The sequence below is a fragment of the Thermobacillus xylanilyticus genome, from assembly GCF_907165215.1.
Lineage (GTDB): Bacteria > Bacillota > Bacilli > Paenibacillales > Paenibacillaceae > Thermobacillus > Thermobacillus xylanilyticus.
Map to the genome: position 1 here is coordinate 31,979 of NZ_CAJRAY010000038.1, position 25,746 is coordinate 57,724.

Here is a 25,746-nt window from a genome sequence, read left to right on the forward strand (position 1 = left end):
ACCAACACCAACATACGGGAGTTGATTGGTTTTGAGCCAAATCCGAATTGACGACATCACGAGAGACAACTGGTTTGAAGCCACCCGGCTTCGGGTGCGCGACGATCAGACCGCCGTCTACCCGTGTCCGGTTGTCTACTGGATCGCCGAGTCGATGTTCGAATCGCACTACCGGACGAAAGCGATTTATCTCGGCGAAGCCATGATCGGTTTCCTCGTTTACGGTCAGGACCCGGACGACGGCCGGTATTGGCTGATCACCTTCATGATCGACGGGCAACATCAAGGCAAAGGTTACGGAAAACAGGCCATCGCAGCCTTCCTGGAATACTTCAGAGCGAATCATGACGCCGACCGGCTCGTGCTCGGACACCGCCCCGATAATGCCGCCGCGGCCGCATTGTATGCGAAAGCGGGGTTCCGTGAGACGGGCGAAATCATTGGCGGCGAGGTGATCCGGTGTTACACCTTCGCCAAATAGTATACATAATATTTATTATGTCTTTTGATGCCGGTTAACATCCACCCCCTCTGATGGTACAATAAAACTTGTCAACAGCATCGTCCCACACGGAGGGATCGCCTTGAACGTCATCAAGCTGAAAGACAGGCAGGAGCTCGACCGGCGCGTGCCTTCGATGCCCTGGTATGTCGAGCAGTTCATCAACTACAAGCTGCCCGACCTGTCCCCCTCTTCCCTGCTCGAATACGTGCGCGATTACGAGACGTTCTTCCGCTGGCTGATGGCGGAGGGGCTGACGGAAGCGCGGGAGATGAAGGACATTCCGCTTTCCGATCTCGAGCATTTGCGCATGGAGACGATCGACCATTATAAAATGTATCTCGCCGCGCACAAAGACAGGTCCAACAGCCGGACGACGATCTCGCGCAAATTGTCCTCGCTCCGCTCGTTGTTCCATTATTTGAGCCAGATCGCCGAGGACGAAAATTTTTATCCGCTGCTCAAACGAAACGTCATGGCGAAAGTGTCGATCAAGCGGACGCACAAACCGAAGGATTCGGCGGCCCGACTGGAAGGCAAGCTGCTGCAGGAAGACGAGATCGCGGAATTTTTGCGGTATGTGAGGGAAAACTATGCCGGCGACCTTGCGGGCAACAAACAGGCGCTTGCGGCCTACGAGCGCAACAGAATCCGGGATGCCTGCATCGTCAGTCTGATCCTCCACTCCGGCCTGCGGGTGTCCGAAGTCGTCAACCTGAACGTCGACGACGTCGATCTGAAGCGCAAGCTGGTCTACGTGTACCGCAAAGGCGCCAACGACGACACGTTCAAGACGCCCGTTTACTTCCGGCAGGACGCGGTTGATGACCTGAGAAACTACCTGCAGCTGAGGGAGAGCCGCTACAACGCGCCGAAGAAGGAGAAAGCGCTGTTCCTTGCCGTGGCGAACGGCAGGACGGAAGGCTCCCGCATGACGAAACGGGCGATCCAGGAGATGGTCGTCAAATACGCGAAACGGTTCGGCAAGCCGTATCTGTCCGTGCACAAGCTGCGCCACTCTTTTGCGACCGACTACTACTTGCGGAACGATCTTTACAAGACGCAGGAACAGCTCGGACACGCCTCGCCGGAGACGACGCAAATTTACGCCCATCTGACCGACAAGACGATGGCCGAGGCGATCGACCGTCCGAGAGCGGATGCGTGACGACAATGAAAAAGCCGAGGGTTCTTCTTGCCGAAGAACGCTCGGCTTTGCCGCTATTTCAGCGGCCCGTCTCACGATTGCGGCCGCGAAGACCCGCAAGTCCGATCAGACCGAGCAGGCCCAGCCAGCCCCAGTCAAAATCGTTGTTGTTGTCAGTAGCCGCCGCGCGGACCGTACGTTCCGTACCGCGAACCATACGTTCCGTACCGCGAACCGTACGATCAATCAACCCGTTGTTGTCGCCGTTAACGTTGTTGCGGCGGAAGTTGCGGTCATTGTCCATGAAATTGGTCGTTGCCGGGTCTTCCATCATACGGTTGGTGTAACCGCTCGTCCCCGATTTGTTCACGCCCGTTCCCGTGTACGCGGATGTGTGGCCTTTGCCCGTCGAGCTATTCACACCGCCCTCCGCGAATACAGGGGAAGATAACGCCAACATCAGGGCTGTTGCGGCGACCGCACCTTTCAAAGTACGTCTCATTCGAATCGGCTGCCACCTTTCTCTCCAGGGATGGATTGAGCGTCGGGCACTATTCTCCGCCTGGCTCAACTATGGTATGCCCCGTAGACAACAATCCGATTCGAACGGGATCAGGAAGTTGATGGCGGATTGCCGCGAAGGACAGCCGCATGCACGATGCATGCTGATTCACAAGCCCAATCGCGATTTCAGCGCCTCGGCCTCCTCCTTCGCGGCCGGACGGCCGCCGTAGCGCACTTCTTCATAAACCTGATCCAGCCGGCTGTCCGCATCCCGGTTATCGCCGTCGATCTCCTGCAAGGCGCTGATATTCTCCCGCGGCGTCCAGCTTAAGCGGTAGCGGAATCCCCGTTTCCCGGCAAGCTGAAATCTGCGCCGGAACAGCCAGCGAACCCGCTCTTCCGGCGACATGGCCGCCCAGGATTCCCGGCGGCCGATCGACCGCAGCCGCCGGATGACGCCGGCAGCCATGGATTCCCCGGTCAGCCGCTCGACCTCGTCCACATAACCGCCGGTATCCGCGGATCGCGTCCGTTCCCGCCAGGCGGCCAGCCAGCGGGCGATCAGCCGCGCCAAGGCCGGAATGCGCAGCAACTGCCTGAGCGCCAGGACGGCAAGCGCGATCAGCGCCAGTACGCCGATGGCGATCGCGATTCGTTCCAGCAGCAGCAAGAACCAGTTCGGCTCGCTTTCCTCGGGCATTGGCAGCCCGGGCATCATCGGTTGAGCGCCCGGATCTGCCGGCAATTCGTCCGGAACCGGATCGCCGATCTTGCCGGTCAGCCACTCGATCAGCCGTCTGAGCCAGCCGATGAACATATGCCAGAGCGCCTCCAGATGGCGGAAGAACGCAATGAACAGCGCAATGGCCGTAAAAGCGGCCGCCAGACTACGGTTGCGAACCCTGACGGCCCGGGGCACCGATCCGCCGCTCTGATCCAGGTTGGCATCCATGAGCGCAATCCGGTTTACGCGCCGGATGGTCAAGAGCAGCGTCATGACGCCGCCTGCCGCCAGCAGCATCCGGTAAGGCTCCATGCTGTCCATAAACCCTGCGGCAATCGATGCGATGAAATAGAGGATCAGCGCAGGCGTCAGCATATCGCGCATCCGCCGGTCGTCAGGCAGCACCGGTGACATCCCGTGCAGGACAAAGGCAGCCGCAACGAGACCCGCGGGCAGCGCACCGAAACCGTACGGACGAAGCGCCAACCCGATGCCGGCTCCTATGGCCGCCGCCAATGCGAAACGCGAGGCCCGCCGCATCCGGTTCCATCGCGCCGTCAGCCTTTCGCCTGCCGCATAACATATCGGAAGCGCCGCCAAGAAAACATAAAATACGGATGCCGGCAGCCCCCATGAAGAGACAAACACCGGCACCGGCAGCCAGATGATCGTCGTCGTTGAGCCAAGCCAGACGGCGAGCAGAAGTCTCCGCGCGTTCATGCCGGTTGCCCCGCTTTCTTCTTGCCCGATGCGTTGCGGTCGGGCAGGCGAAGCGGCAAGATGCGCACCGCATGGCCCTGCTGCTCCAGCTTCCGCGCCGCTTCGGCGATCCGGTCGTTTTCATAGGACGTCAGTATGGCGATATCCGTACGGCCGGCCAGCCGCTCGCCGATCATCTGCAGCAGCTCATGCAGCGGAAGAAGCCGTTCCGTCTTGAGCCGGGCCATCGACTCGAAGATCGCCGTCAGATGCGGGTGGCCCGCATCCGGCTCGACGTACGCCGGCTTTTCCTCGCCGGTTCGTCCCGCCTCCGCGGCGTTCGCCGCAAATCCGGCTTCCAGGCCGTTCTCCACGGCATGCCGGGCCATGCCCGCCGCCGCCGACAAACCGTATTCGACCAGCTCGTCATCCGTCGCGACGCTCCACATGCCTTCATGATCCTCCACATTCAGGACAATCATCAGCCGATGGTCGGCCGAATAATCGCGCTTGTGCACCTGCAGCTTCCCGGTGCGCGCCGACGCCTTCCAGTTGATGCCCTTCAGCGGGTCGCCGTACCGGTATTCGCGCGTGCCCGCGATCAGGAACGGGTCGTCGACGATCCAGCGCCGGACGACCGCTTCCCCCATCCAGCTGTGGGCCGGCAGATCCCACTCCTCGGGCAGCAGCGGCTTCGGATAGACGATCAGTTCGAATCCGATATCGATGCGCCGGGTCGCCGAGGCGAAGCCGAACAGGTCACCCGCCGTCATCGAGACGGATTCGGCGCGGTAATAGCCTCGTTTTATGCACTTTACCGTATGCCGACGCGTAATGCGCGTATAGGGCATCAGGCTGAACAGACTTTTGTGGTTCTGATAAATATTCCCCGCGCTGACGTCGAAGTTCGCCTGCGTCCCGAAGCTGAGCGCCGCCGGCATCTGTGACTCCACGCGCAGCCACGGCACGGGCAGCCACTTGCGGTTCTCGATCGTCTCCACCATCTCGATCTCGTCGCCCTCGTGGCACGATCTCACGCTGAGACGGCGGTCGTACCGGATGCGGAGGAGTCCGGTACGGCGGAACAGGTAAGCCTGCAGCAGCATCAGCAGGATGAAGGTCAGCAGGATGAAATGAAAAGCCATCTTCGGCCTCCTAACGGGCGCCCAGCGTTTCCTCCGCAGGCACCGGAACCTCGTCGAGCACTTGCCGGATGACCGCCTCGGCGGCTTCCTGCTTCGAGCGGGTCGCGCTGCGCAGCACAATCCGGTGGGCCAGCACATCGGGCGCCATCGTCTTGATGTCATCCGGCACGACGTATGCCCGGCCCTGCAGCGCCGCATAGGCCTGCGCCGCCTTGAGCAGCGCCTGGCTGCCGCGCGGGCTGACGCCGACGTGCACGTCAACGTGCGACCGCGTCCGCTCCACGATGCCCACGATATACCGCAGCAGATCGTCATGCACCGCGACTTTCGCATACAGCCGCTGCGCTTCCAGGATCGCCTCCCGCCCCACGACGGGGCTGATCTCCTCCAGCGGGCTCGCGTCCATGAACCGCTTCAGAATATGAAGCGCCTCCTTGCTGTCCGGATAACCCATGCGCAGCTTGAACAGGAACCGGTCGAGCTGCGCTTCCGGCAGCGGGAACGTGCCCTGGTTCTCGACCGGATTCTGCGTCGCGATGACGAGGAACGGCCGCTCAAGCGCATGCGTATGCCCGTCAATGCTGAGCTGGCGCTCTTCCATGCATTCGAGCAGGCTCGATTGCGTGCGCGGCGTCGCCCGGTTGATCTCGTCCGCCAGCACGATGTTGGCGAACAGCGGACCGGGACGGAATTCAAATTCGCCAAGCTTTTGATTGAAGAAATGAATGCCCGTCAAATCCGAAGGCAGAAGGTCCGGCGTGAACTGGATCCGCTTGAACGTGCAGTCCAGCGAAACTGCAAGCGCTTTCGCAGTAAGCGTTTTGCCGGTGCCGGGCACATCTTCAAGCAGCACGTGGCCGGAGGTGATGATGGCGATCAGCAGGCGGTCAATCATTGTCTCCTTGCCGACGATCACCCGCGCGACGTTCGCGCGGATGGCTTCGGCCATGTCGCGAATCGGCGTCAGATCCATGGCTGAAATTCCTTTCTGCCGCACCCTCTCGATGAAAAAAAATCCCGCCAACAGACGCACGTACGAGGAAGGCGCGGCGGGAGTCATTTTTTCCAGTGTAGCCCATTCGGGTCGGAACCGTCAATTGCCGGCAGCCGGACCGCTGACGGCTTTGCAACGCCGCCAGCGGATTGCCTTTCACTGCCGAATGCCCGGCGAAGTCGAAAGCACCGACTGCATCGCGTGTTCCGCCTGGCGGACGCGTTCGCGGATCGCCTGCAGCTGCCGGAGCTGCGCGTCCATCTGCACCTGGACCTGATTCTCCGCGCGTGCGATCTCCGCGTTCAGATTCTGCAGTTCGACGAGCAGCGTGCGGAGCCGGTCGGAATAACGGTCCGCGCCCGCCCGAAGCAGCGCTTCCCGCGCCATCGCCTGTTCCTGCTCCTGGCGGATGCGCTGCTGCTCCTGAAACTGTTCGTAGGTCATCTGCTGCGGCACGAAGCCCGTGCCGCCCGCCGGTTGCGATTGCTGCATGGGGATCCTCCTTGTCGGCAGATCGGAATGACATTCACCGTTAACATGCCCTGCCGCAAGGAAAAATATGCCTCCGTTACAGCGCCATCTCCAGAATCGCCTTGACGTCGTCCTTCTCCAGCTTGCGGAACGAACCGAGCGGACCGAAGCGGACGGCGTCCTCCGCCATCACATCGAGCTTCTCCCGGCCGATGCCGGCTTCGCCCAGCGTCGCGGGCGCGCCGATCCGGGTGAAGTAATCGCGGGTTGCCTGGATGCCGGCGAGCGCGATTTCCTCGTCGGACTTGCCCGCGGGATCGATATCCCAGACGCGGACGGCGTACTGCACGAACCGGTCGATGCGCGAGCGGTAGACATATTTCATCCAGTTCGGGAACACGATCGACAGGCCCGCTCCGTGTGCAATGTCATAGACGGCGCTGATCGCGTGCTCGATCTCATGCGACGCCCAGTCCTGCTGCACGCCGACGCTGATCATGCCGCCGTTCAGCGCGTAGGTGCCGCACAGCATCAGGTTTGCGCGGGCGGCGTAATTGTCCGGTTCGCGGATGGCCAATTCGCCGTTCTCGATGACCGTCTTCAGAATCGACTCGCAGAGCCGCTCCTGCAGCGGGGTGTCGGTCGTCAGGCTGAAATATTGCTCGAACACGTGCGACATCATGTCGACGATGCCGTTCGCCGTCTGGTCGGCGGGCACCGTGAACGTCAGCTCCGGATCGAGAATCGAGAACTTCGGGTACACGTGAATGCTGCCCATGCCGCGCTTCTGATTGATTTCCCAGTTCGTGATGACCGTATTGCCGTTCATCTCCGTGCCGGTCGCCGCCAGCGTCAGCACCGCGCCGAGCGGCAGCGCCTTCTCGACGCGCGCCTTCCGGGCATAGAAGTCCCACACATCCCCTTCATACGGCACGCCGGCCGCGATCGCCTTGGCCGCGTCGATGACGCTGCCGCCGCCGACCCCGAGGATGAATTGCACATCGTGCTCGCGGCAGAGTTCAATCCCGCGGTGGACGGACGTCAGGCGCGGGTTCGGCTCGACGCCCGGAAGCTCGTACACTTCCGCGCCGATGCCCTTGAGCTGCCGAAGCACCTGATCGTAAAGACCGTTCCGCTTGATGCTGCCTCCTCCGTAGACGAGCAGCACGCGCTTGCCGTAAGGCTCCACCAGTCCGCCGAGTTCGGTAACCGTTCCGCGGCCGAACACAATCTTCGTCGGGTTGTAGAACGCAAAATTGTTCATAAACGCGTGTTTACCTCCTCGTAATCCCATGCCGTAATTCTTTTTCCATCCTTAAGCATAGTCGAAAACGTGCGGTAAGACAATCGCCGGCGCCGCGGACCAAGCCGTTCAAATTGAGCGCCTGTCCCCCCTGTGTTAGAATTAATGCCATCAACGCGGAAGACGAACCGGAGTGGAGAAGACGAAATGGACAAACGGCGGCAGGCTGTGTGGATGGCATCATTGGCGGCGATGTTGACAAGCTTGACCCTGCTTTCGGGCTGCCGGACGACGGACGAACGGAAACCCGATGAGCGCATCGAATTGCTCGTCTCCGCCGCCGTCAGCCTGCAGCGCAGCATGGACCGGATCGGCGAAGCGTTCGAGCAGGCGCATCCCGACATCCGAATCACGATGAATTACGGCTCGTCCGGCGCACTCCGGCAGCAGATCGCCGAAGGCGCGCCGGCGGATCTGTTCATTTCCGCCGATACGGTGCAGATGGATCGGCTGGCGGACGACGGCCTGATCGCCAGGCAAGCCGTTCTGCTCGGCAACCGGCTGACCGTCGTCGTGCCGGCGGATCGGAGCGATAACCTCCCCGAAACCCTGGAGGATCTCGCCGCCGGCGAATACCGCGCCGTCGCCATCGGCGATCCGAATACGGTGCCCGCCGGCGCCTATGCGGCCGAGGCGCTTCGCCATGCCGGCCTGCTGGAGACGCTCGAACCGAAGCTTGTCTACGGCAAAGACGTCCGCCAGGTGCTCACCTATGTCGAATCCGGCAATGCGGACGCCGGTTTCGTCTACCGGACGGACGCGCTGCTGTCGGGCGCCGCCCGGGAAGCGTTCACGCTGCCGGACGATCTTCACGCGCCGATCCGCTACCCGGCCGGGATCGTGAAGGCGACGGCTCATCCGGAAGCAGCCGCTCGATTTTTCGCGTTCCTCACGGGCGATGCGGCGCGGCGCATCTTCGAAGCGGACGGATTCGTCTTCCTGTATTCGCCCGACGGCGAGTCGTCCTGACCGCCACCATGCGGGAAGCCGCAGCCTAGTCCCGCTCGTAGATCGAGCCGGACCGGCTCGCGTACAGTTCCGTGTACACCTTCTCCGCGTATGCGTCGGTCATCCCCGCGATATAATCCGCCGCAAGCCGCTCCCATGGCCATGAGCCCTTCTGCCGCTCATAGCTTTGGACCCAGTCCGGCGGCAGCAGCAGCTTCCCCGTCTCGCGGTCCGCGAAACTTTCCCACAGCCGGGTCAGCATGATCTCACTCCGTTTCTGCAGCCGCTGCACGCGGAAATCTTTGATGAGCGTCACCCACGCCAGCTTCTTGAGAATTTCCATCGTCCGCAGCAGATCCATGTCTTCCTCGCCGTCCTTCACGAACGTAACGCGCTTCCAGCCCTGGCCGTCGTCGAGGATGCCGACCCGGCTCGCGAACAGGCCGACCCAGCGCGCCTTCATCTCGCGGCGGGTGCGCGAAGGCTCCCGGCCGGTTTCCCGAAAAACCGTCGTCCACTGCTCGTAATATTCGGCCAGCACCCGCTTGACCATCCCGGTCATCCGCTCCCGGTCAATGCCGTCCCAGGCGCGGTTCGGTCCGGACGGATCGTGCTCGATCTCCTGCACGATCAGCTCCGCCAGCCGGTCGTCCTCGAAAAACCCGGGACTCATCAGAATCTTGCCGGCGCGGATGCCGTCTTCGATATCGTGCGTCGAGTAGGCGATGTCGTCGCACAGATCCATCAGCTGCGCCTCGAGCGTCGCCCGGCCTTTCGGCATGTCCCACAGCTCCCGCAGCCTGCGGATGCCGCCTTCCCATTCCATCTCGTAGACCCCTTTGGTGACGCCGGGCTCGTTCAGACAGTGCGGATATTTGTTGATCGCCAGCAGCACGGCCGCGGTCAGATCGAGCCCGCTGTCGCTGCCGGCGCGCTTTTCGAGGAACATGAGAATGCGGAAGTTCTGCGCATTGCCCTCATAGGGCATGCCGTGCCGCTTGCTGAGCAGCCGGTGCAGCACTTCCTCGCCCTTGTGGCCGAACGGCGGATGGCCGAGATCGTGGGCGAGCGCGGCGCATTCGACGACTTCCGGCTCCATCATCAGCCCGGGATGCTCGGGCTTCTGCAGCATCGGATACGACCGGTGCAGCCGGCGCGCCGACTCGCGGGCGATCTGGGACACTTCGAGCGAATGCGTCAACCGGGTGCGGTAATAGTCCCCGGTGCCCGCCCCGAACACCTGCGACTTTCCCTGCAGACGCCGGAAAGCGGGCGACTGCACAAGCCGGGCGTAGTCTTTCTCGTACTCGTCCCGCGCCTCGCTCGTATGCACTTTCCCGCCTTCATCCAGCCGGATTTTGCGGATATCCATTCCTTCCACCTCCCGTGTGCAAAACAAGATCTCCGCCAACCCTCATACTTCCATCATATCGCAAGTCCCGGCAAAATGTCAGGTATGCTGACACAAAACACAAACTTTCTTGCAACAAATCCGAACGTTCGGGCAACAGAAAAAGCATGTCCCGAACCGGAACATGCCAATACCTTCCCCGCAGACCTTCGCATACCGCCGGCGTCCGCCGTCCTTCAGCCGCGACCGAGCCGCAGCAATGCGCCCAGCGCGCCGCTGAATTCGCCGTTTTCGACAAAATGCGGTTCCCCGCCGCGGAAGCGGGTATAGGATTCGACGGCCTGACGCAGCGGCGCGTTGCCGTTGAAGGACGAACCGATATAGACGATCGTCTTCACGCCGTGCGCGGCGGCGGCGTGCACACACAGCGTCGCCACCGCTTCCCCGACCATGCCGATGACCGAGGCGAGCGCATCCTCACGCGAGATGGAGCCCTCTTCGCCGCTGCCGATCACGGCCCCGGGAAACACCCGTCCGAAATTGCTGGCCGTCAGGTCGCCGTCAATCGGCGGCTCCATCCCTTCATAGATATGGCGAACCTTCAGGTCGGCCGTGCCTCTGTCGCCCTTCGCCGCCGCCGTGACGATCGCTTCATATTCGTCAAGGCCGGTAAGCAGGCGAGCCAGCCCGACGATCGTCCCGCCGCCGAGCCCCGTGCCGCCGATGCGGAGATTGCGTTCACCGTCAATGACGTGCACGGATGTCCCCGTGCCGACATTCGCCAGCAGGAACGCGCTTTCACCCAGGGCCGGCGGAAGCAGCAGACGAATGCCGGCGCAGGTCGCCTCGAACTCCGGCATCATTTCCGTGTCCCTGCCGATCAGCGCCGCCAGCTTCGCCCCTTTGCCGCCCGTCAGACAGAGCGGCGCAGCCGGCAGCTCCTTCCGCAGCCAATCCGCCGCCTCCGTCAGCCGGTCCGAGCGGAACTTGCACAGCCGGCGGACGCCGCCTTTGACATACGCAATTTTGACCAACGTTCCGCCCGCGTCAATGCCCGCCGCGTCGCCGGGCCGGCCGTCCCGGCCTTCGAAGTGCGGCGCCGCATGCCATTCCGTCGTTTGTGTCGCATCCATTTCCGCTGTCAAGTCCCCTCTGCATCCAGGCTGCAAGGCGGAGCAGCCGGCCTTCCGGTGCGGAATGGCCGGCCGCGTCAACGCATCGCGTTGAATTATAGCACGGATCGGACGGGTGTCAAGTTTTGTCGGTGCCGGAATGCATGCCGCGACCGCAGGCAGGGGGAATCAGATGACGCGGTCCAGGCCGCTGAATTCCGCGATCACCGCCATCAGCTTCGGCGGAATCGGCAACACGAACTGCATCGCGCCCATTGCGGCCAAGCCGCTGCGGTTATGGACCGTCACGCGGCTCGCATACAGCCGGTACTGGTCCGTGTCCGCGCGCTGACTCGCATATTCGACGGCGCTGCCCGACGAATTGCGGACCGATACCCGGGTTCTCCGTCCCTGCGGCTCGAACGGCACGATGCTGACGATGTCGTCGTACTTGATGTGATAGTTGACATGCGGCTTGTGAAATACAATTTCGCGCGTCGAGACGGTCAATCCGTACTCCCGTTTTTTCTGCGAGACCTTGAGTTCGCCTTCAAGACCCCGCAGCTGGATAAAGTCCCGGTTCACGGCAGATCCTCCCCTCGATTCTCCCAAGCATACCATACCCCGAGAAAATCTGCATGGGAGGACGCCAATTCCCCCGACTATCCGGTCTGCACCGCCTGCTCTTCCGCATAGACATCCATGGCCGCCTGGACCGCCTGGCCGGCCGGAACGCGCATGCCGTGGCGGAGGAGCGCCGCTTCCAGCGCGCCGAGCGTCAGCAGCACATTGCGCATGTTGCAGCTGTATCCCATCGTGCCGATGCGCCAGATGCGGCCTTTGAGCGGGCCGAACGAGCCGGCGATCTCGATCCCGAACGCATCCAGCAGCATCGACCGCACCGATTCGCCGTCTATGCCTTCCGGAATGTTGACGCAGGTGACGACCGGAAGCTTGCAGGACGGGTCGCCGAACAGCCTGAGTCCCATTGCCGCAAGACCGGCCGTCAGCGCCCGCTCATGCATCCGGTGCCGCCTGAACCGCGCTTCGAGCCCTTCTTCCAGCACGATGCGGACCCCTTCGTACAGGCCGTAGAGCATCGCGGTCATCTCGGTGTGATGATTGAGACGTTCCGGGCCCCAGTAATCCTGGAGCTGGCAGAGGTCGAGATAGTTGCTCCGGATGTACGGCCGTGCGGACGTTCCCTCTCCGGCGGACCGCAGCCCGCGTTCAATCCGCCTGCGTCCGGCGAGCAGCCGCTCGACGCGCGCGTTGTACGTGAGCGGCGCCATGCCGCTCGGCACGGACAGACATTTCTGCGTGCCGCCCACTACGGCGTCCAGCTGCCAGTCGTCGGTGTTGACCGGCACGCCGCCGATGGTCGCGACGGCGTCGACGACGAGCAGCGCATCGTATTCCCGGCACGCCGCGCCGATGCCGTCCAACGGTTGCAGGCGGCCGGTCGACGTCTCGCCGTGCACGAGCGCGACCACTTTCGGACGATGGCGCCGGATGGCGCGGATGATCTCCTCCGGATCGAATGCCGTGCCCCATTCCCGCTCGATCACCGTCACCTCCGCGCCGTACCGCTCCGCGATCTCGTGCAGCAGATGCCCGAATCGGCCGCAGATCGGCACAAGCACCCGGTCGCCCGGCTCGATGACGCCGGCGAGCACCGCTTCCAGACCGGCCCGGGACGTGCCGTCCACCGGGTAGGCCTGCCGGTTCGAGGTGCGGAACAGCCGGCGGAGCATCCCCATCAGCTCGTTCATCATCGCCGTGAACGCCGGGTCGAACTGGCCGAGGATCGGATACGACATCGCGCGCAGCACGCGCGGGTCCGCTTCCACCGGCCCCGGCGTCATGATCGTCCGCGGCGGCGGCGGCCAAAACGCATGTTCGTTCATGGCGTCTTCTCCTCGTAGGCCAGTTCGTACAGCAGTTCCGCCAGCACCGCCGTGCCGAGGGCAAGATCTTCCGGCGCCGTATATTCATCAGGCGAGTGGCTGATGCCGCCGCGGCTCGGCACGAACAGCATCGCCGTAGGACAGACGGAACGGAACATCTGCGCATCGTGGCCGGCGCCGCTCATCATGCGCCGGTACGGAATGCCGCGGGAGGTGCAGATCCGCTCCAGCCGTCCCGCGAGCACGGAATCCATCGGCGCCGGGCGCGTATGCAGGACGGAACGGACCCGGATCTTCAGGCCGCGCCGCTCCGCGATCATCCGGAACGTCCCGAGCACGGTATCGCAGAAACCGGTGAGCAGCGTCTCGGACAAGTGGCGGATATCGAGCGTGAACTCGACCGAACCGGGAATGACGTTCGGCACGTTCGGGTCGCTGGCGATGCTGCCGACCGTCGCGACGAGCGGTTCGCCCGCCTTCTGTGCCGCGCGCTCAAGGAACAGGATCATCTCCGCGGCGCCCGCCATCGCATCGCGCCGCAGCGTCATCGGCGTCGTTCCGGCATGGTTCGTCTCCCCGGCGACGGTGACGACATACCGGCGCTGGCCGGCAATCGTCTCGACGATGCCGATCCGCTCGCCGAACCGCTCGAGCGTGATCCCCTGCTCGACGTGCACTTCCACGAACGCGCTCAGGTCGGTGCGCTTCGCGGTCGGCAGCTCGCCCGTCCCGGTCCGGCCGAACCCCGCTGATTCCATGGCTTCGCGCATCGTCACCCCTTGCGCATCGACGATGCCGTCCGCCTGCTCCGGCTTGAACACGCCGCTGACATTGCCCGAACCCCAATAGGCAAGCTGAAAACGGCTCCCTTCTTCCTCGCAGAACGAGACGACCTCGATCGGCCGGATCGGCTGTCCGAATGTCTCGTGCAAATACCGGACGGCGGTCAGCGAGGCGGCGATGCCGTACGCGCCGTCATACTTCCCGCCGCAGCGCACCGTATCGATGTGCGATCCGGTCAGGACGACGCCGGACTCGGCGCCCCGCCCGGCCAGACGGCCGAACAGATTGCCGACGCAATCGTATCGCACCGCAAGACCGGCTTCCGCCATCCGTCGCTCCAGCAGCCGCTGCGCGTCCAGCCAGGATGGCGTGTACAAGAGCCGCGTCACGCCGCCGTCACGTTCCGCACCGCACTGCGCCAATTCATCCAGAAGTCCGACGACCGATTTCGCGAAGTCTGCCTGCAGATCCAGCTTCAGCATGTGACGCACTCCTCTCGCATGAAAAATGTAAGGCCGGGCAGCCCGGCGTCTCAAGCGGACGGACGAACCTGGACGCCGTGCCCCGACTCCGTGATGCCGCGGTCTTCCGCATATACGCGCCGCCCGCGGACGTACGTCTCCTTCACCTTGCACCCGATCGTGCGGCCCGCATAGGGACTGTGCTTGTGGCGCTGCAACAGTTGTTCCCGCATGAGCACATAGCTCCGGTTCAGGTCGACGACGGCGAAATCCGCGTCAAAGCCTTCCGCAATCTTGCCTTTCGTCGAAAGGCCGAACCGCCGCGCCGGCCTCTCCGCGAGAAGTCCGGCGATCGCGGGCAGCGTCAGACCGCGCCGGACGCCTTCACTGACCATCAGTTCCAGACTGCTCTGCGCCGCGGCAATCCCGCCCCATGCGTCGAAGAATGTCCGCCCCGGACCAAGCTGTTTCCACTCGTCCGGGCAGGGCGAGTGATCGGAAGCGATCAGATCGACATATCCTTCGGCGAGCATCCGCCACATCCGTTCCCGCTCCGCTTCGCCGCGCAGGGGCGGCGCGCATTTCGCGGCAGGGCCGATCCGCTCCATGTCCGCTTCCGTCAGCAGCAGATAGTGCGGGCAGGTTTCCGCCGACGCGTCGACGCCGCGCCGCTTCGCCGCATCGATCATGAGCAGCGCGTCCGCCGTGCTGACGTGGACGAAATGCACCCGGCACCCGGTGCGCTCGGCGAAAAACAGCGCGCGGTGCACCGCCTCGAGCTCCGCTTCCGGCGGCCGCGAAGCGGCGTAATCCCGTGCGGAGACGCACCCGGCCGCCTTGAGCCGCGCCGCCAGCCCGGACGTGATCGCGTCGTTCTCGGCATGCACGGCGAGAAGTCCGCCCAGCTCCGCGATTCTGGCCATGCCTTCATAGAGCGTCCAGTCGTCGACAGCCCGGAACCGTTCCGCTTCCTCGCCGCCCGGTTCGGACATGAATGCCTTGAACGCGACGGCTCCCGCGGCGGCCAGTTCCGGCAGATCGCGCACATGGCCGGGCATGAGACCGCCCCAGAACGCGTAATCAACGGCGGACCGCCCCCGGGCGAGCCCTGCCTTCTTCCGGAGCGCGTCCGCGGTGACCGCCGGCGGGATGCCGTTCAGCGGCATGTCGAGATAGGTCGTACAGCCGCCCGCCGCCAGCGCGGCCGAGCCGGTCTCAAACCCTTCCCAATGGCCGTTGCCCGGCTCGTTCAGATGGACATGCGCATCGATCATTCCCGGCAGCACATGGCACCCCCGCGCGTCTGCCGACGCCGCCGCGTCGCCCGGGTCCAGTTCTTCCGCCAGCTCGGCAATCTTTCCGTCCCGGACGCCGATGTCCAGACGCCGGACGGCATCCGGCAGCACGACCATGCCGCCGCGCAAGATGAGATCGAATCGCTTCACGGTCCATCCTCCTAACTGCCGCGGTACGTGCTGTACCCGCCCGGAGCGGCCAGCAGCGGCACATGATAATGGGCGCCCGGATCGGCAATGCGGAACCGGACCGGCACCTCGGCCAGAAATCCGGCATCCGCCGCCGTTTCACGGAAATAGTCGCCCGCGTAAAACAGGAGTTCGTACAGGCCAGCCCGCATCTCCTCTCCCGCAAGGAGCGGTTCATCCGTCCGGCCGTCCGCGTTCGTCGACATTTCCCGCACCAATTCGCGGGCGCCGCCTTCGACCATCCGGTACAGCTTGATCCGCATGCCGGCGGCCGGCCGTCCCCGCTGGAGATCGAGCACATGGGTCGTCAGCCGCCCCGACGGCTTGCCGCTGCCCGGGACGGTATAATCTTCGGCAATCGCCTCACCGGCTGCGCCTGCAGCAACTCCTGACGACCCGTCGGTTCCCGCAGCCGTATCGACGACTGCGCCGGCTTCTCCCCCGATTTCCCCGGCAGCAGGTCCGGCATCTTCCACGACCAGCTCGGCGATGCGGAACGCGGCGATCCGCCCGATCTGCCGCAGCGCTTCCTCACGTTCCTCTTCCGCGCTCCGGCCGACCCTCGCCCGCATGGCGGCGACGATCTCCTCCTTCGTCTTGCCGCGGACCGCCAGAATGAACGGAAAACCGAACTTCGCCGCGTAAGACCGGTTCAAGGCGGACAGCTCACCGTATTCCGCCGGGGTCAGCCGGTCGAGCCCGGCTCCCTGCTGCTCGCGCGTCGACGCATCCGACATCGCGAGCCTGCTGCCGAGATCGGGATGCACCTTGATCAGCGCCGTCTGCCGATCTTCCGGCGCCTCCCGCACCGCCTGCAGCATCGCTTCGAGCAGCGCGTCGGCCGATGCGAACGGCCTCGCCTCCCAAGCCGCCTCGGCTGCCCAGGGCGAATGCTCGAAGACGCCGCCGAAGCGCGCAACGAATGCGTCCCGATCCAGCGCGTTGACCTCCGGCAGGGACATGCGCCGCATCATGACCAATACCCCGCATGGACGGCGACCGTCTCCGCCTCCACTTCCGGGAACGGGCCGAGCACCTCGATCGGCCGGCGGCCGGCCCCGAAGACGATCCGGCATGGCAGGTCGAGCGTCAGGTTGCGCTTGTCTTCGCCCGTCAGCCCGGCGAGCCGCCGCTCGCTGATGCCGTAGACGACCCGGCCGATGCCGGACCAATAGATGTCGCCCGCGCACATCGCGCACGGCTCGGCGGTCGTGTAGAGGGTGTACGTCCGAAGCCGCTCCTTCGGGTATCGCCGCGACGCTTCGGCCGCCAGCGAAGCTTCCGCATGGCCCGTGCACACGCCTTCGGTCACCTCGATGTTGCCCTGCTCGAGCAGCACATTCCCGTCCGCGTCGGCGAGCAGCGCACCGAACGGATGGTTGCCGGACGCCTTCGCCCGGACCGACACCTCGACGCAGCGCCGAAGCAGTTCAATATGCCGCTCCCGATTGTTGATCTCACCCATCGGCTTCCCTCCCGATGGCCGCCGCGCGCCTTACGGCGCGCAGAATGCCGCCGTACCCGGTGCAGCGGCACAGATTGCCGGACAGCGCCTCGATGATTTCCTCGTCGGTCGGATCCGGCCGCTCGGCCAGCAGCGCCGCCGCGGACACGATCATCCCCGGCGTGCAATAGCCGCATTGATAGCCGCCTTCCTCCAGAAACGCACGCTGGACGCCATGCAGGGCGTCCTTGCCGCCCGCGATGCCCTCGATCGTCGTCACCCGCCGGCCTTCGACCTGATAGAGCATCGTCAGGCACGCGTTCACCGGCTTTCCGTCCAGGAGCACCATGCAGGCGCCGCAGCGGCCGATTTCGCAGCCGATCTTCGTTCCGGTGAGCAGGAGATCGTGACGCAGCACGTCCAACAGCCGCCTCGACGGCGGAGCCGTCACGGCAACCGGCTCTCCGTTCAGCGTGAATGCGAAGACGGGGCTGCCCGTCTGAACCGGGACCGGATTGGTCCTGTCGATCATTGCCCGCTCACCGCCTTCCACAGCTCTTCAGGCTTTCGGATCAGAAGCGCCGGATTGATCGGCAGCCGATTGACCCGGACGCCCGTCGCATCATACACCGCCGCCGCGATTGCCGGCGCGAGTCCGACGGAACCGATCTCGCCGATCCCGCGCGGACCGTAAGGGTCGCCGTCCGGCAGATCTTCAATCGGTTCGACCGCGGTGCTACCGCTCAAATCGGCAATCGTCGGAATCAGATAGGTGTCCAGGTTGCCGGTCAGATAGCGCCCGTTTTCCATGATCGCATCCTCCATCAGCGCATAGCCGAGCGCCATGCCGCTGCCGCCCTCGATCTGCCCGATGTATCCCTGCGGATTGACGACCGGTCCCGCCGCGACCGCATGGTACTGCTCAAGCACACGCACGCGGCCGGTCAGCTCATCGACCTCCACCTTTACGGCCACGGCGGAATAGGAGTACAGGAAATGCGCGCCGAACTTGTCAGTGTCGCTCGTCGGAAAATGAAAATGCGTCTCGACCGCAATCGGCTCCGCCGTCTTTCCGGCGATATCGGCATACCGGATAAGCCGTTGTCCACCGTTCGCGCTCATGACGCCGCCGGGGCCGAGCGCGAGCGATTCGACCGGTTTGCCGATCAGACCGGCAGCCGCCTCGAGCAATTTCCGCCTGAACGGCCTTTCCATCTGCCGCAGCGCCTGCCACATCATGGCCGTCGTGCGTGATGCGGTGCTGGAGCCGCTGTCCGGCACCCGGTCCGTGTCGCCGATGACGAGCCGGAGATCGTCCGGCGCGAAACCGAACGTTTCGATCATGAGCGTTTCGAGCGTCGCGAGCAGCCCCTGGCCGAATTCCTCGTAGCCGAACACCGCCTCGATCCTGCCGTCTTCCGCAAGCCGCAGCCTGCCGGCGGCGGGGTCCGGCAGACCGACGCCGAAGCCGAATCCGTGCATGACCAGGGCGGCGCCGATGCCGGTGCGGATCCATGGCGGGCGGGCATTTCCGCCCGAATTCCCCGGAACGGCCGCGGCGGACGCCGCTGTCTTCCGCTCGCCCGATCCCTTGCCGCCCGCATCCCGGACATCCGCATCTCTGCCGCCGGCGCAACGGCCGCCAATTTTCCGTTGGTGCCAGAGCGCACTCTCCTTGAGCTTCTGCCACACCTGGTACGCCCCGTCCGTCTGGGCGATGGTTTGCCCGTACGGGCCGGGATCTCCCATCCGGCGCAGATTGAGAAGCCGGAATTCCCACGGATCCATGCCGATGAGCTCCGCCAGCCGGTCCATCTGCCCTTCCAGCGCGAAGATCGCCTGATTGCCGCCGAACCCGCGGAATTCGCCGGACATGCCGTTGTTCGTGTAGACGGACACGCTCTCGACATCGACATTCGCGTAACGGTACGGACCGATGGCATGCTCCGCGGCGAAGTTGAGCACCTCCGCGCCGAGCGTGGCATACGGCCCGGTGTCGGCGACAATCCGAACCCGGTGGGCAAGCAGCCGTCCGGAGGCGTCGATGCCGGTCTTCATCGCGATCGTCATCGGATGGCGCTTGAGGCCCGCTCGCACCGATTCGCGCCGGGAATTGTGGATTTTGACCGGCCGGCCCGCGGCCAGCGCGAGCAGCGCGCCGTAGGGCTGGATGTTCAGCTCGTCCTTGCCGCCGAACGATCCGCCGATCGGGCTGGACACGACGCGGATGCGCTCTTCCGGCACGGCCAGAATGCGCGCAAGCTGCAGCCGGTCGAGCAGACCGTGCTGCGTCGGCGCGTACACGGTCAGCCGGCCGTCCGGTTCCGGCACGAACAGCCCGCCTTCCGTTTCCATATATGTGTGCATCTGGCGCGGAGTCGAATAGGTTTCCTCCACCACATGGGCGCATGCGGCGAACGCGGCTTCGACATCCCCGCGCTTGTATGCGTTGCTGTGCATCACATTGCCTTGCGGATGCAGCTTCGGCGCATCTTCCGCGAGCGCCTTCTCCGGCGTGTCCAGCACGGGGAGCGGCTCGTACTCAACCTCGATGAGTTCGAGCGCGCGCTCCGCCGTCTCGATCGTCTCCGCGGCGACGGCCGCGACGGCGTCGCCGACGTAACGGACGAGGTCGAAACAGAAGACCGGCTGATCCTGCCTGGAGATGCCGAACGCGTTCAACCCCGGCACGTCGCGATGCGTCAGCACGGCGTGCACGCCGGGCAGCGCCGCTGCGAGCTCCGTCCGGATCGCGCGGATGCGCGCGTGCAGATGCGGGCTGCGCAGCACGAGTCCGTACAGCATGTCCGGAGCCGCAAGATCGGTCAGATAGGCCAGCCTGCCGGTCACCTTGTCCGGACCGTCGGGACGGATCCGCCACCGTCCGCCGGCCGTCTCCCGCGACAGCATCATCGTCCGTCCCCCTCCCTTCCCGCGCCGGCCAGCCTCAGCCATTCGGCGGCGATCAGATTCGCGGCGGCCGTCCGCCGGTATTCCGCGCCGGCGAACGCGTCGGAAGCCGGCCGGTATTCCGCGAGCACGGCTTCGCTCACCCGGACCAGAGCATCCGGGGTGACGCGCGCACCTTCCAGCACCGTCTCCGCGGCGCGCAGCCGCATCGGCACCGCCGATCCGCCGCCGGCCGCCATCCGCACGCCGGTGAGCGTGCCGTCTTCCGACAATCGGCCCAGCACGGCGATCGTCACAAGCGACGGGGTGAACGCCTCCCGTCGTCCAAGCTTGCGATACGCGCCGACGATTCGCCCGGGTGGTCCGCCGGGCGCTTCCGCATCCGTCCGTTTCAGCCGGATGCCTGTAAGCAGCCGGACGCCCTGCGCACGGCCGGGATCGGCCAGCCAGTCTTCCAGGGCCGTCGTTTCAGTCCGTCCGCCCGTATGCCAGAGCAATTCGGCTTCATGGACGAGAAGCGCCGGCAGCGCGTCGCCGACCGCACTTGCAACATTGCCGCCGATCGTTGCCAGATTCCGGACCGACGGCGCGCCGATCCGCCGCACCGCCTCCGCCAGCAGCGGGAAGGCTGTTGCAACGGCCTCCGTCCGCATCAGCTCCGAAAGCTTCACGAGCGGTCCGATTACAAGCTGTCCTTCGTCCGCCCGGATGCCCGCCAGACCGGGGATCGCGGTCAGATCGATGAGTGTTCCGGGCATCGCCGCCGAGCCCGATTCCCACTGCGTGCGCAGCAGCGTGCCGCCGGCGGTGAACACGCCGTCCGGGCCGAACGCCGTTTTCAGCCGGCACGCCTCGGCCGCATCGCGCGGCCGCCAGACTTCCGGGCAGCGCCCGGGCGCCTGTTCCTTCATGGCCATACGGCATCGCCTCCCGTTTCAGCAAGGCACGAATTTCCGCAATTCCCGCAGGATTACAGCCGCTGCTCCCGGATATACGGCACGCCGAGCGATTCCGGCGACCCGGACGGCTTTCCCCTGTTCCGCCAACCGAGGTACATAAGCACGAGAATGGTCACCGCATACGGTATCATTTTCAGGAAATAGGACGGAATGCTGCTGCCGATGAGCTGGATGCGAAAGCCCAGCGCGTCAAGCGCGCCGAAGAAGTAGGCGCACAGCAGCGCGCGCAGCGGATTCCAGCGGGCAAAAATGATCAGCGCAACGGCAATCCATCCCCGTCCGGCGGTCATGTCCTCGATCCACGCCGGCGAGAAGACGAGCAGCAGGTCGGCGCCTCCCAGCCCGATCAGCATCGTGCCGGCGATGACGCATCCGTACCGGAACGCCGTCACCGGGATGCCCATCACATCCGCGGTCGGCGGACTGTCGCCGAGCGCCCGCAGATGAAGCCCCCAGGAGGTGCGGTAGATGTACAGGTGCAGCGCGATGACCAGGGCGAAGCTGAGCCAGGTCAGCACATCCAGATGGGCGACAAGGACGCCGATGACCGGCACCCCGTCGAGCACGGGCATGTCGAGCTTCGGCACGGCGCCCGGCATCGGCTGGCCGGCGATCGCCCTGCCGAGAAAGGCGCTCAGTCCGGAGCCGAACAGCGTCATCGCCAGACCGCTGACGATCTGGTTGACGCGCAGCGTCACCGTCAGGAACGCGTGCAGAAGGCCGAGCGCAGCGCTGACCGCAAGCACGGCCGGCAGCGCCGCGGCGAGGCTTCCCGTGCGGAGATAGAGCAGGGCCGCGGTCACCGCGCCCATCAGCATGATGCCTTCGGCGCCGAGCTGGATGATGCCCGACCGCTCGATCAGAATGCCGCCCAGCACGGCGAACAGGAGCGGCGTGCCGGACGACATGGCCGCCGCGACAATCTGGAGGATCAGATCCATGATCGCAGCCTCCTTTCAAGGCGTCCGGGGCTCACCGCACCCGGCGGATGCGAATCATGCCGAACGCGGCGCCGGCGATGAGGAAGAACAGGACGGCGCCCTGCAGCATCTCCGAAGTTGCCGACGGGAGACCGAGCGTCTGCACGCTGTAGCCGCCGACAATCAGACCGCCGAACAGAAACGCCGACACGATCAGGCCGACCGGATGCAGCCGGGCGATCCAGGCGACGATGATCGCCGTGTAGCCGTATCCCGGCGATATGCCGTACATCAGCCGGTGCGCGACGCCGGACACTTCCGCCATGCCGGCGAGTCCCGCCAGTCCGCCGCTTGCCAGCATGACGAGCAGCAAATGCTTGTTCAGGCTGATGCCGGCGTTCCGCGCGGCTTCCGGATTGGCGCCGATCAGGCGCAATTCGTAACCCCAGCGGGTATGCCGGAACGTGAAAGCGTACAGCAGAGCCGCGGCAAGCGCGAAGACGAGGCCGAAATGCAGCCGGGTGCTGCCGAATGCGGGGAGCGACTGATCCGCCGTGAACATCGGACTGCCGGGAAAATTGAGGCCGCCCGGATCGCGCCACGGACCGAACACGACATAATCGAGCAAGAGCAGCGCGATGTAATTGAGCATGAGCGAAGAGATCAGTTCATTGACCTGGAAATAAGCGCGGGGCAAGGCGGTCAGCAGTCCCCAGAGGCCGCCGGCCGCGATGCCCGCGGCGGTCATGAGCGGCAGCGCGAGGACCGCCGGCAGATCCGGCATGTAGATCGTCACCGCGGTCGCCGCCATCGCCCCGGCAAGAAACTGCCCTTCCGCCCCGATGTTCCAGAACGAGATCCGGTAGGCGATCGAAACGCCGATGCCGCAGAGCAGCAGCGGAATCGCCTTGACCAGCGTCTCGGTCAGACCGAACCGGGTGCCGAACGCGCCCGTCAGCATTTTCTTGTACACGGCCAGCGGGTCCGTGCCGCCGGCCGCAATGAACACGGCGCAGACCGCGAGCGCCGCGAAGACGGCGGCAAGCGGCATCCACCACGGACTTCCGGTGCGGACGGGATCGAACTCGAATCTCAGCCGGGGAACAGCCGGCCGCCGCCGCGCGCTTCCGGCGTCGCCGTCCATCCCCGCGGCGGCCGCTTTGCCGTTCATGACGCTTCCTCCCCCGGCGCATCCTGCAGACCGGCCATATACAGGCCGATCCGCTCGCGATCCGCGTTCTCCCGGCTCATCTCGCCGACGATCGTGCCGCCGAACATGACGAGCATCCGGTCGGACAGCTGCATCACTTCGTCCAGATCTTCCGAGATGAGCAGCACGCCCCGCCCCGCGGCCCGAAGCTCAAGCAGCAGCCGGTGGACGCTTTCCGCCGCGCCGATGTCGAGCCCCTGGGTCGGGTGGACGGCAATCATCAGTTTCGGATCGCGGTCCACTTCCCGCGCGAACAGCAGCTTCTGCTGGTTGCCGCCCGACAGCTGGCGGACGGGCGTGTCCAGGCCGGCCGCCTTGACGTCGAACCGCTCGACCAGCGACCGGGCCCAGGCCCGGTTCCGCCGGCTTCGCAGCATGCCGAAACGCGACCGTTCGGGGTGGCGGTACGTCTTGAGCAGCAGATTGTCGACGATGCCCAGACTGCCGGCCATGCCGCTCTTCATCCGGTTCTCCGGCACATGGGAAATGCCGGACTCGATCGCCGTCCGCACCGACGCCCACTTCCATTCCCGGCCGCAGACGCGGATCGTGCCGCCTCTCCACGGCCGGAGGCCCGCCAGCACTTCGGCCAGTTCGGACTGCCCGTTGCCCGCGACGCCGGCGATGCCGACGATCTCGCCTTCCCGCACCGTGAGGGAGAGGTCCCGGACCGCCGTCCGCCCTTTGCCGGCTTCCACCGTGAGCCCTTCCGCTTCGAGCAGCGGCTTGCCCGGCGGCCTCCCCGCCGGCCTCATGACGCCGGCGGGGGCCCTTCCGACCATAAGCTGCGCCAGCTCGCGCTCGTTCGTCTCATAGCGGTTCATCGTGCCCACCATCCGTCCCTTGCGCATGACGGAGATCCGGTCGGCGATCTCCATCACTTCCCTCAGCTTGTGCGTGGTCAGAATGACCGTCTTCCCCGCGTCACGGAGCTGACGGAGCATCTCGAACAGCTGGTCGGCCTCGCCCGGCGTCAGCACCGAGGTCGGCTCGTCGAGCAGAATGAGATCGGCGCCCCGGTACAGCACCTTGACGATCTCGACCCGCTGCTGCTCGCCGACGGACAGCTGCCAGACCGGACGCTCGACGGGAATTTTCAGCCCGAACCGCTCCGCGACCGCCCCGATCTCCTCCGTCTTGCGGCGCATCCAGGATGCGCCGCGCCAGACGGACGATTTCTCGCCGAGCACGATGTTTTCCGCGGCGGTCAACGTGTGCACGAGCCTGAACTGCTGGAACACCATGCCGATGCCCAGCGCAAGCGCATCTTTCGGCGAGCGGATGTTCACACTGCGGCCGCGGATCAGAATTTCGCCGCTTGTCGGCCGGTACACGCCGGACAACATGCTCATCAGCGTGCTCTTGCCCGCGCCGTTCTCGCCGAGAAGCGCATGCACTTCACCCGGCTTCGCCGCGAAATCGATGTTGTCGTTCGCGACAAGGGCTCCGAATTGCTTGCAGATCCGCCGCATTTCCACGGCATGCGGTTCATTCATTCCTGCGCACCTCCTCCATGAGACCAGGGCGTGCGGCTTCCGCGCCCGCTTCAACCGCCCTATTGCGGAATCTTGCCCTCGATTCCTTTCAGGAACCAGTTCATCTCCAGAATCTCTTCCAAAGTGAGCACGCGGCCTTCCTCGACCCTGAGCGTTCCTTCCTGATCGACGAGCGGACCTTTGAACACATCAAATGCTCCGTTCAGAATCTGCTCTTTCGCCGACTCAACCAACTCTTTCACATCGTCCGGGATGCTCGGACCGAGCGGCGCCAGACCGACCATGCCGTCCCCCATCGAGCCGGAGACCGGCTCGTTCGTCCACGTGCCGTCCATCACTTCCTGGACGGCCTGCGCGTAGTACGGCCCCCAATTCCAGGTCGGGTTGGTCAGATACGCTTCCGGCGCGAAACGCGTCATGTCGGAGTCGTTGCCTCCGGCCAGCGCGCCGCGCTCGGCGGCGGCCTGGATCGTCGCGGGCGAATCCTGGTAAGCGAGCAGCACGTCGGCGCCCAGGTCCAGCAGGCTGATGGCGGCCTGCCGTTCGACCGTCGGATCATACCAGGTGTTCGACCAGACGACATGGACGACGGCATCCGGGTTCACGCTCTCGATGCCGAGCTTGAACGCGTTGATGTTGTAGATGACTTCCGGAATCGGGAACGCCCCGACGTAGCCGATGATGTTGCTTTTCGTCATTTTCCCGGCGGCGATGCCTGTCAGGTAGCTGGCTTCGTAGTTTTTGCCGAAGTAGTTCGTCATGTTGTCCGCCGTTTTGTAGCCGCCGCAGTGAAGAAAGACGACATCGGGATAACGCTGCGCCACGCTGAGCGTCTGGTCCATGTACCCGAAGCTGGTCGTGATGACGATGTCGTGGTTCTGCGCCAGTTCCTCGATAATCCGCTCGGCGTCGGCGCTTTCCGGCACGTTCTCGACGACGGTTGCCTTGATCCCGTGCACTTCCTCCATATATTTGCGGCCCTGGTCGTGCTCGTACGTCCAGCCGCCGTCCCCCGGCGTGCCGATGTAGACGAACGCGACGCTCGGTTTGCCGGACGCCTCTTCACCCGGCGCGGCGGCCGAGTCGCCGCCCCCGGATTCACCGGATGAGGGTGAGCCGGTCGAAGCGGGGCCGCCCGAATTCCCGCCGGAACCGCCGCTTCCTCCGCTTCCGCCGCTTCCGCAGGCCGCAAGGACGACAAGCAGCGGAATGATCCACAACATGCGTGCCAACCTCGATCCCGATTGACGTTTCATTTGGTTCCTCCCCCGA

At 64.8% G+C, this 25,746-nt stretch carries 24 protein-coding genes and 1 pseudogene; 3 read left to right on the forward strand and 22 right to left on the reverse strand.

Going from position 1 to position 25,746, the window contains the following annotated elements; all coding sequences use genetic code 11:
* Positions 1 to 31: 31 nt before the first annotated feature.
* Entirely contained in the window at positions 32 to 481 is a 450-nt protein-coding gene (locus tag KJQ12_RS07835; RefSeq protein ID WP_213484166.1) for a GNAT family N-acetyltransferase, read from the forward strand.
* A gap of 103 nt (positions 482 to 584) precedes the next feature.
* Positions 585 to 1,670 carry a tyrosine recombinase XerS gene (gene xerS / locus KJQ12_RS07840; protein WP_213484167.1) on the forward strand — a complete coding sequence of 362 codons (1,086 nt, stop codon included), beginning with the start codon at positions 585 to 587 and terminating at the stop codon, positions 1,668 to 1,670.
* Between the two features lie 58 nt (positions 1,671 to 1,728).
* On the opposite strand, the gene KJQ12_RS19585 is transcribed toward xerS, so the two are convergent.
* From KJQ12_RS19585 to KJQ12_RS07870, 6 genes are all read right to left on the reverse strand, one after another.
* Complete coding sequence (locus KJQ12_RS19585; RefSeq protein ID WP_244860506.1) at positions 1,729 to 2,151, reverse strand: WGxxGxxG family protein; 423 nt, start codon at positions 2,149 to 2,151, stop codon at positions 1,729 to 1,731.
* 168 nt (positions 2,152 to 2,319) lie between these two features.
* The gene (locus KJQ12_RS07850) at positions 2,320 to 3,597 is read right to left on the reverse strand and encodes a DUF4129 domain-containing protein (protein ID WP_213484168.1); all 1,278 of its coding nucleotides are present in this window, start codon (positions 3,595 to 3,597) and stop codon (positions 2,320 to 2,322) included.
* Positions 3,594 to 4,721, reverse strand: coding sequence for a DUF58 domain-containing protein (locus tag KJQ12_RS07855; RefSeq protein ID WP_213484169.1), 1,128 nt, complete (start codon positions 4,719 to 4,721; stop codon positions 3,594 to 3,596). The genes KJQ12_RS07850 and KJQ12_RS07855 overlap by 4 nt, the downstream gene beginning before the upstream one ends.
* A 10-nt stretch (positions 4,722 to 4,731) precedes the next feature.
* Complete coding sequence (locus KJQ12_RS07860; RefSeq protein WP_213484170.1) at positions 4,732 to 5,694, reverse strand: AAA family ATPase; 963 nt, start codon at positions 5,692 to 5,694, stop codon at positions 4,732 to 4,734.
* A 177-nt stretch (positions 5,695 to 5,871) separates the two neighbouring features.
* Entirely contained in the window at positions 5,872 to 6,207 is a 336-nt protein-coding gene (locus tag KJQ12_RS07865; RefSeq protein WP_015254500.1) for a hypothetical protein, read from the reverse strand.
* A 76-nt stretch (positions 6,208 to 6,283) separates the two neighbouring features.
* Complete coding sequence (locus KJQ12_RS07870) at positions 6,284 to 7,450, reverse strand: iron-containing alcohol dehydrogenase (protein WP_213484171.1); 1,167 nt, start codon at positions 7,448 to 7,450, stop codon at positions 6,284 to 6,286.
* A gap of 186 nt (positions 7,451 to 7,636) precedes the next feature.
* Here KJQ12_RS07870 and modA point away from each other — a divergent pair, with 186 nt between their 5' ends.
* Entirely contained in the window at positions 7,637 to 8,458 is an 822-nt protein-coding gene (modA, locus tag KJQ12_RS07875; RefSeq protein WP_213484172.1) for a molybdate ABC transporter substrate-binding protein, read from the forward strand.
* A gap of 25 nt (positions 8,459 to 8,483) precedes the next feature.
* Here modA and KJQ12_RS07880 read toward each other — a convergent pair whose 3' ends face one another.
* The 16 genes and pseudogenes from KJQ12_RS07880 to KJQ12_RS07950 form a co-directional block, all read right to left on the reverse strand.
* Complete coding sequence (locus tag KJQ12_RS07880; RefSeq protein ID WP_213484173.1) at positions 8,484 to 9,809, reverse strand: deoxyguanosinetriphosphate triphosphohydrolase family protein; 1,326 nt, start codon at positions 9,807 to 9,809, stop codon at positions 8,484 to 8,486.
* 215 nt (positions 9,810 to 10,024) lie between these two features.
* Positions 10,025 to 10,921: a type II pantothenate kinase gene (gene coaW, locus KJQ12_RS07885; protein WP_213484174.1), complete on the reverse strand. Its 897-nt coding sequence runs from the start codon at positions 10,919 to 10,921 to the stop codon at positions 10,025 to 10,027.
* A 168-nt stretch (positions 10,922 to 11,089) separates the two neighbouring features.
* Positions 11,090 to 11,485 (reverse strand): hypothetical protein, encoded by a 396-nt coding sequence (locus KJQ12_RS07890; RefSeq protein ID WP_213484175.1) that lies wholly within the window; start codon positions 11,483 to 11,485, stop codon positions 11,090 to 11,092.
* Positions 11,486 to 11,562: 77 nt separating this feature from the next.
* Positions 11,563 to 12,807 carry a pyridoxal-phosphate-dependent aminotransferase family protein gene (locus tag KJQ12_RS07895; protein WP_213484176.1) on the reverse strand — a complete coding sequence of 415 codons (1,245 nt, stop codon included), beginning with the start codon at positions 12,805 to 12,807 and terminating at the stop codon, positions 11,563 to 11,565.
* Positions 12,804 to 14,072, reverse strand: a complete 1,269-nt coding sequence (gene allC, locus KJQ12_RS07900; RefSeq protein ID WP_213484177.1) for an allantoate deiminase — start codon at positions 14,070 to 14,072, stop codon at positions 12,804 to 12,806. Before allC ends, KJQ12_RS07895 begins: the two co-directional genes overlap by 4 nt.
* 50 nt (positions 14,073 to 14,122) lie before the next feature.
* Entirely contained in the window at positions 14,123 to 15,496 is a 1,374-nt protein-coding gene (gene allB, locus KJQ12_RS07905) for an allantoinase AllB (RefSeq protein WP_213484178.1), read from the reverse strand.
* Positions 15,497 to 15,507: 11 nt separating this feature from the next.
* Positions 15,508 to 15,894: a hydroxyisourate hydrolase gene (uraH, locus tag KJQ12_RS19590; RefSeq protein WP_280529254.1), complete on the reverse strand. Its 387-nt coding sequence runs from the start codon at positions 15,892 to 15,894 to the stop codon at positions 15,508 to 15,510.
* Positions 15,895 to 16,029: 135 nt separating this feature from the next.
* Positions 16,030 to 16,611 (reverse strand): annotated as a pseudogene (gene uraD, locus KJQ12_RS19595) (2-oxo-4-hydroxy-4-carboxy-5-ureidoimidazoline decarboxylase); the annotation flags it as partial.
* On the reverse strand, positions 16,506 to 17,000 hold the full coding sequence (locus tag KJQ12_RS07915) for a nucleoside deaminase (RefSeq protein ID WP_244860507.1): 495 nt from the start codon (positions 16,998 to 17,000) through the stop codon (positions 16,506 to 16,508). The gene KJQ12_RS07915 and the pseudogene uraD, both read right to left, overlap by 106 nt.
* Complete coding sequence (locus tag KJQ12_RS07920; protein WP_213484179.1) at positions 16,993 to 17,511, reverse strand: (2Fe-2S)-binding protein; 519 nt, start codon at positions 17,509 to 17,511, stop codon at positions 16,993 to 16,995. Before KJQ12_RS07920 ends, KJQ12_RS07915 begins: the two co-directional genes overlap by 8 nt.
* A complete protein-coding gene (gene pucD, locus KJQ12_RS07925; protein ID WP_213484180.1) occupies positions 17,508 to 19,892 on the reverse strand; it encodes a xanthine dehydrogenase subunit D in 2,385 nt (794 codons plus the stop codon). The genes KJQ12_RS07920 and pucD overlap by 4 nt, the downstream gene beginning before the upstream one ends.
* The gene (locus KJQ12_RS07930; RefSeq protein WP_213484181.1) at positions 19,889 to 20,806 is read right to left on the reverse strand and encodes an FAD binding domain-containing protein; all 918 of its coding nucleotides are present in this window, start codon (positions 20,804 to 20,806) and stop codon (positions 19,889 to 19,891) included. Before KJQ12_RS07930 ends, pucD begins: the two co-directional genes overlap by 4 nt.
* 53 nt (positions 20,807 to 20,859) lie before the next feature.
* Positions 20,860 to 21,789, reverse strand: a complete 930-nt coding sequence (locus KJQ12_RS07935; protein ID WP_213484182.1) for an ABC transporter permease — start codon at positions 21,787 to 21,789, stop codon at positions 20,860 to 20,862.
* A 31-nt stretch (positions 21,790 to 21,820) separates the two neighbouring features.
* Complete coding sequence (locus KJQ12_RS07940; RefSeq protein WP_213484183.1) at positions 21,821 to 22,939, reverse strand: ABC transporter permease; 1,119 nt, start codon at positions 22,937 to 22,939, stop codon at positions 21,821 to 21,823.
* On the reverse strand, positions 22,936 to 24,474 hold the full coding sequence (locus tag KJQ12_RS07945; RefSeq protein WP_213484184.1) for an ABC transporter ATP-binding protein: 1,539 nt from the start codon (positions 24,472 to 24,474) through the stop codon (positions 22,936 to 22,938). Before KJQ12_RS07945 ends, KJQ12_RS07940 begins: the two co-directional genes overlap by 4 nt.
* A gap of 59 nt (positions 24,475 to 24,533) precedes the next feature.
* Positions 24,534 to 25,730 carry a BMP family ABC transporter substrate-binding protein gene (locus KJQ12_RS07950; RefSeq protein ID WP_213484185.1) on the reverse strand — a complete coding sequence of 399 codons (1,197 nt, stop codon included), beginning with the start codon at positions 25,728 to 25,730 and terminating at the stop codon, positions 24,534 to 24,536.
* Between the last annotated feature and the right edge of the window lie 16 nt (positions 25,731 to 25,746).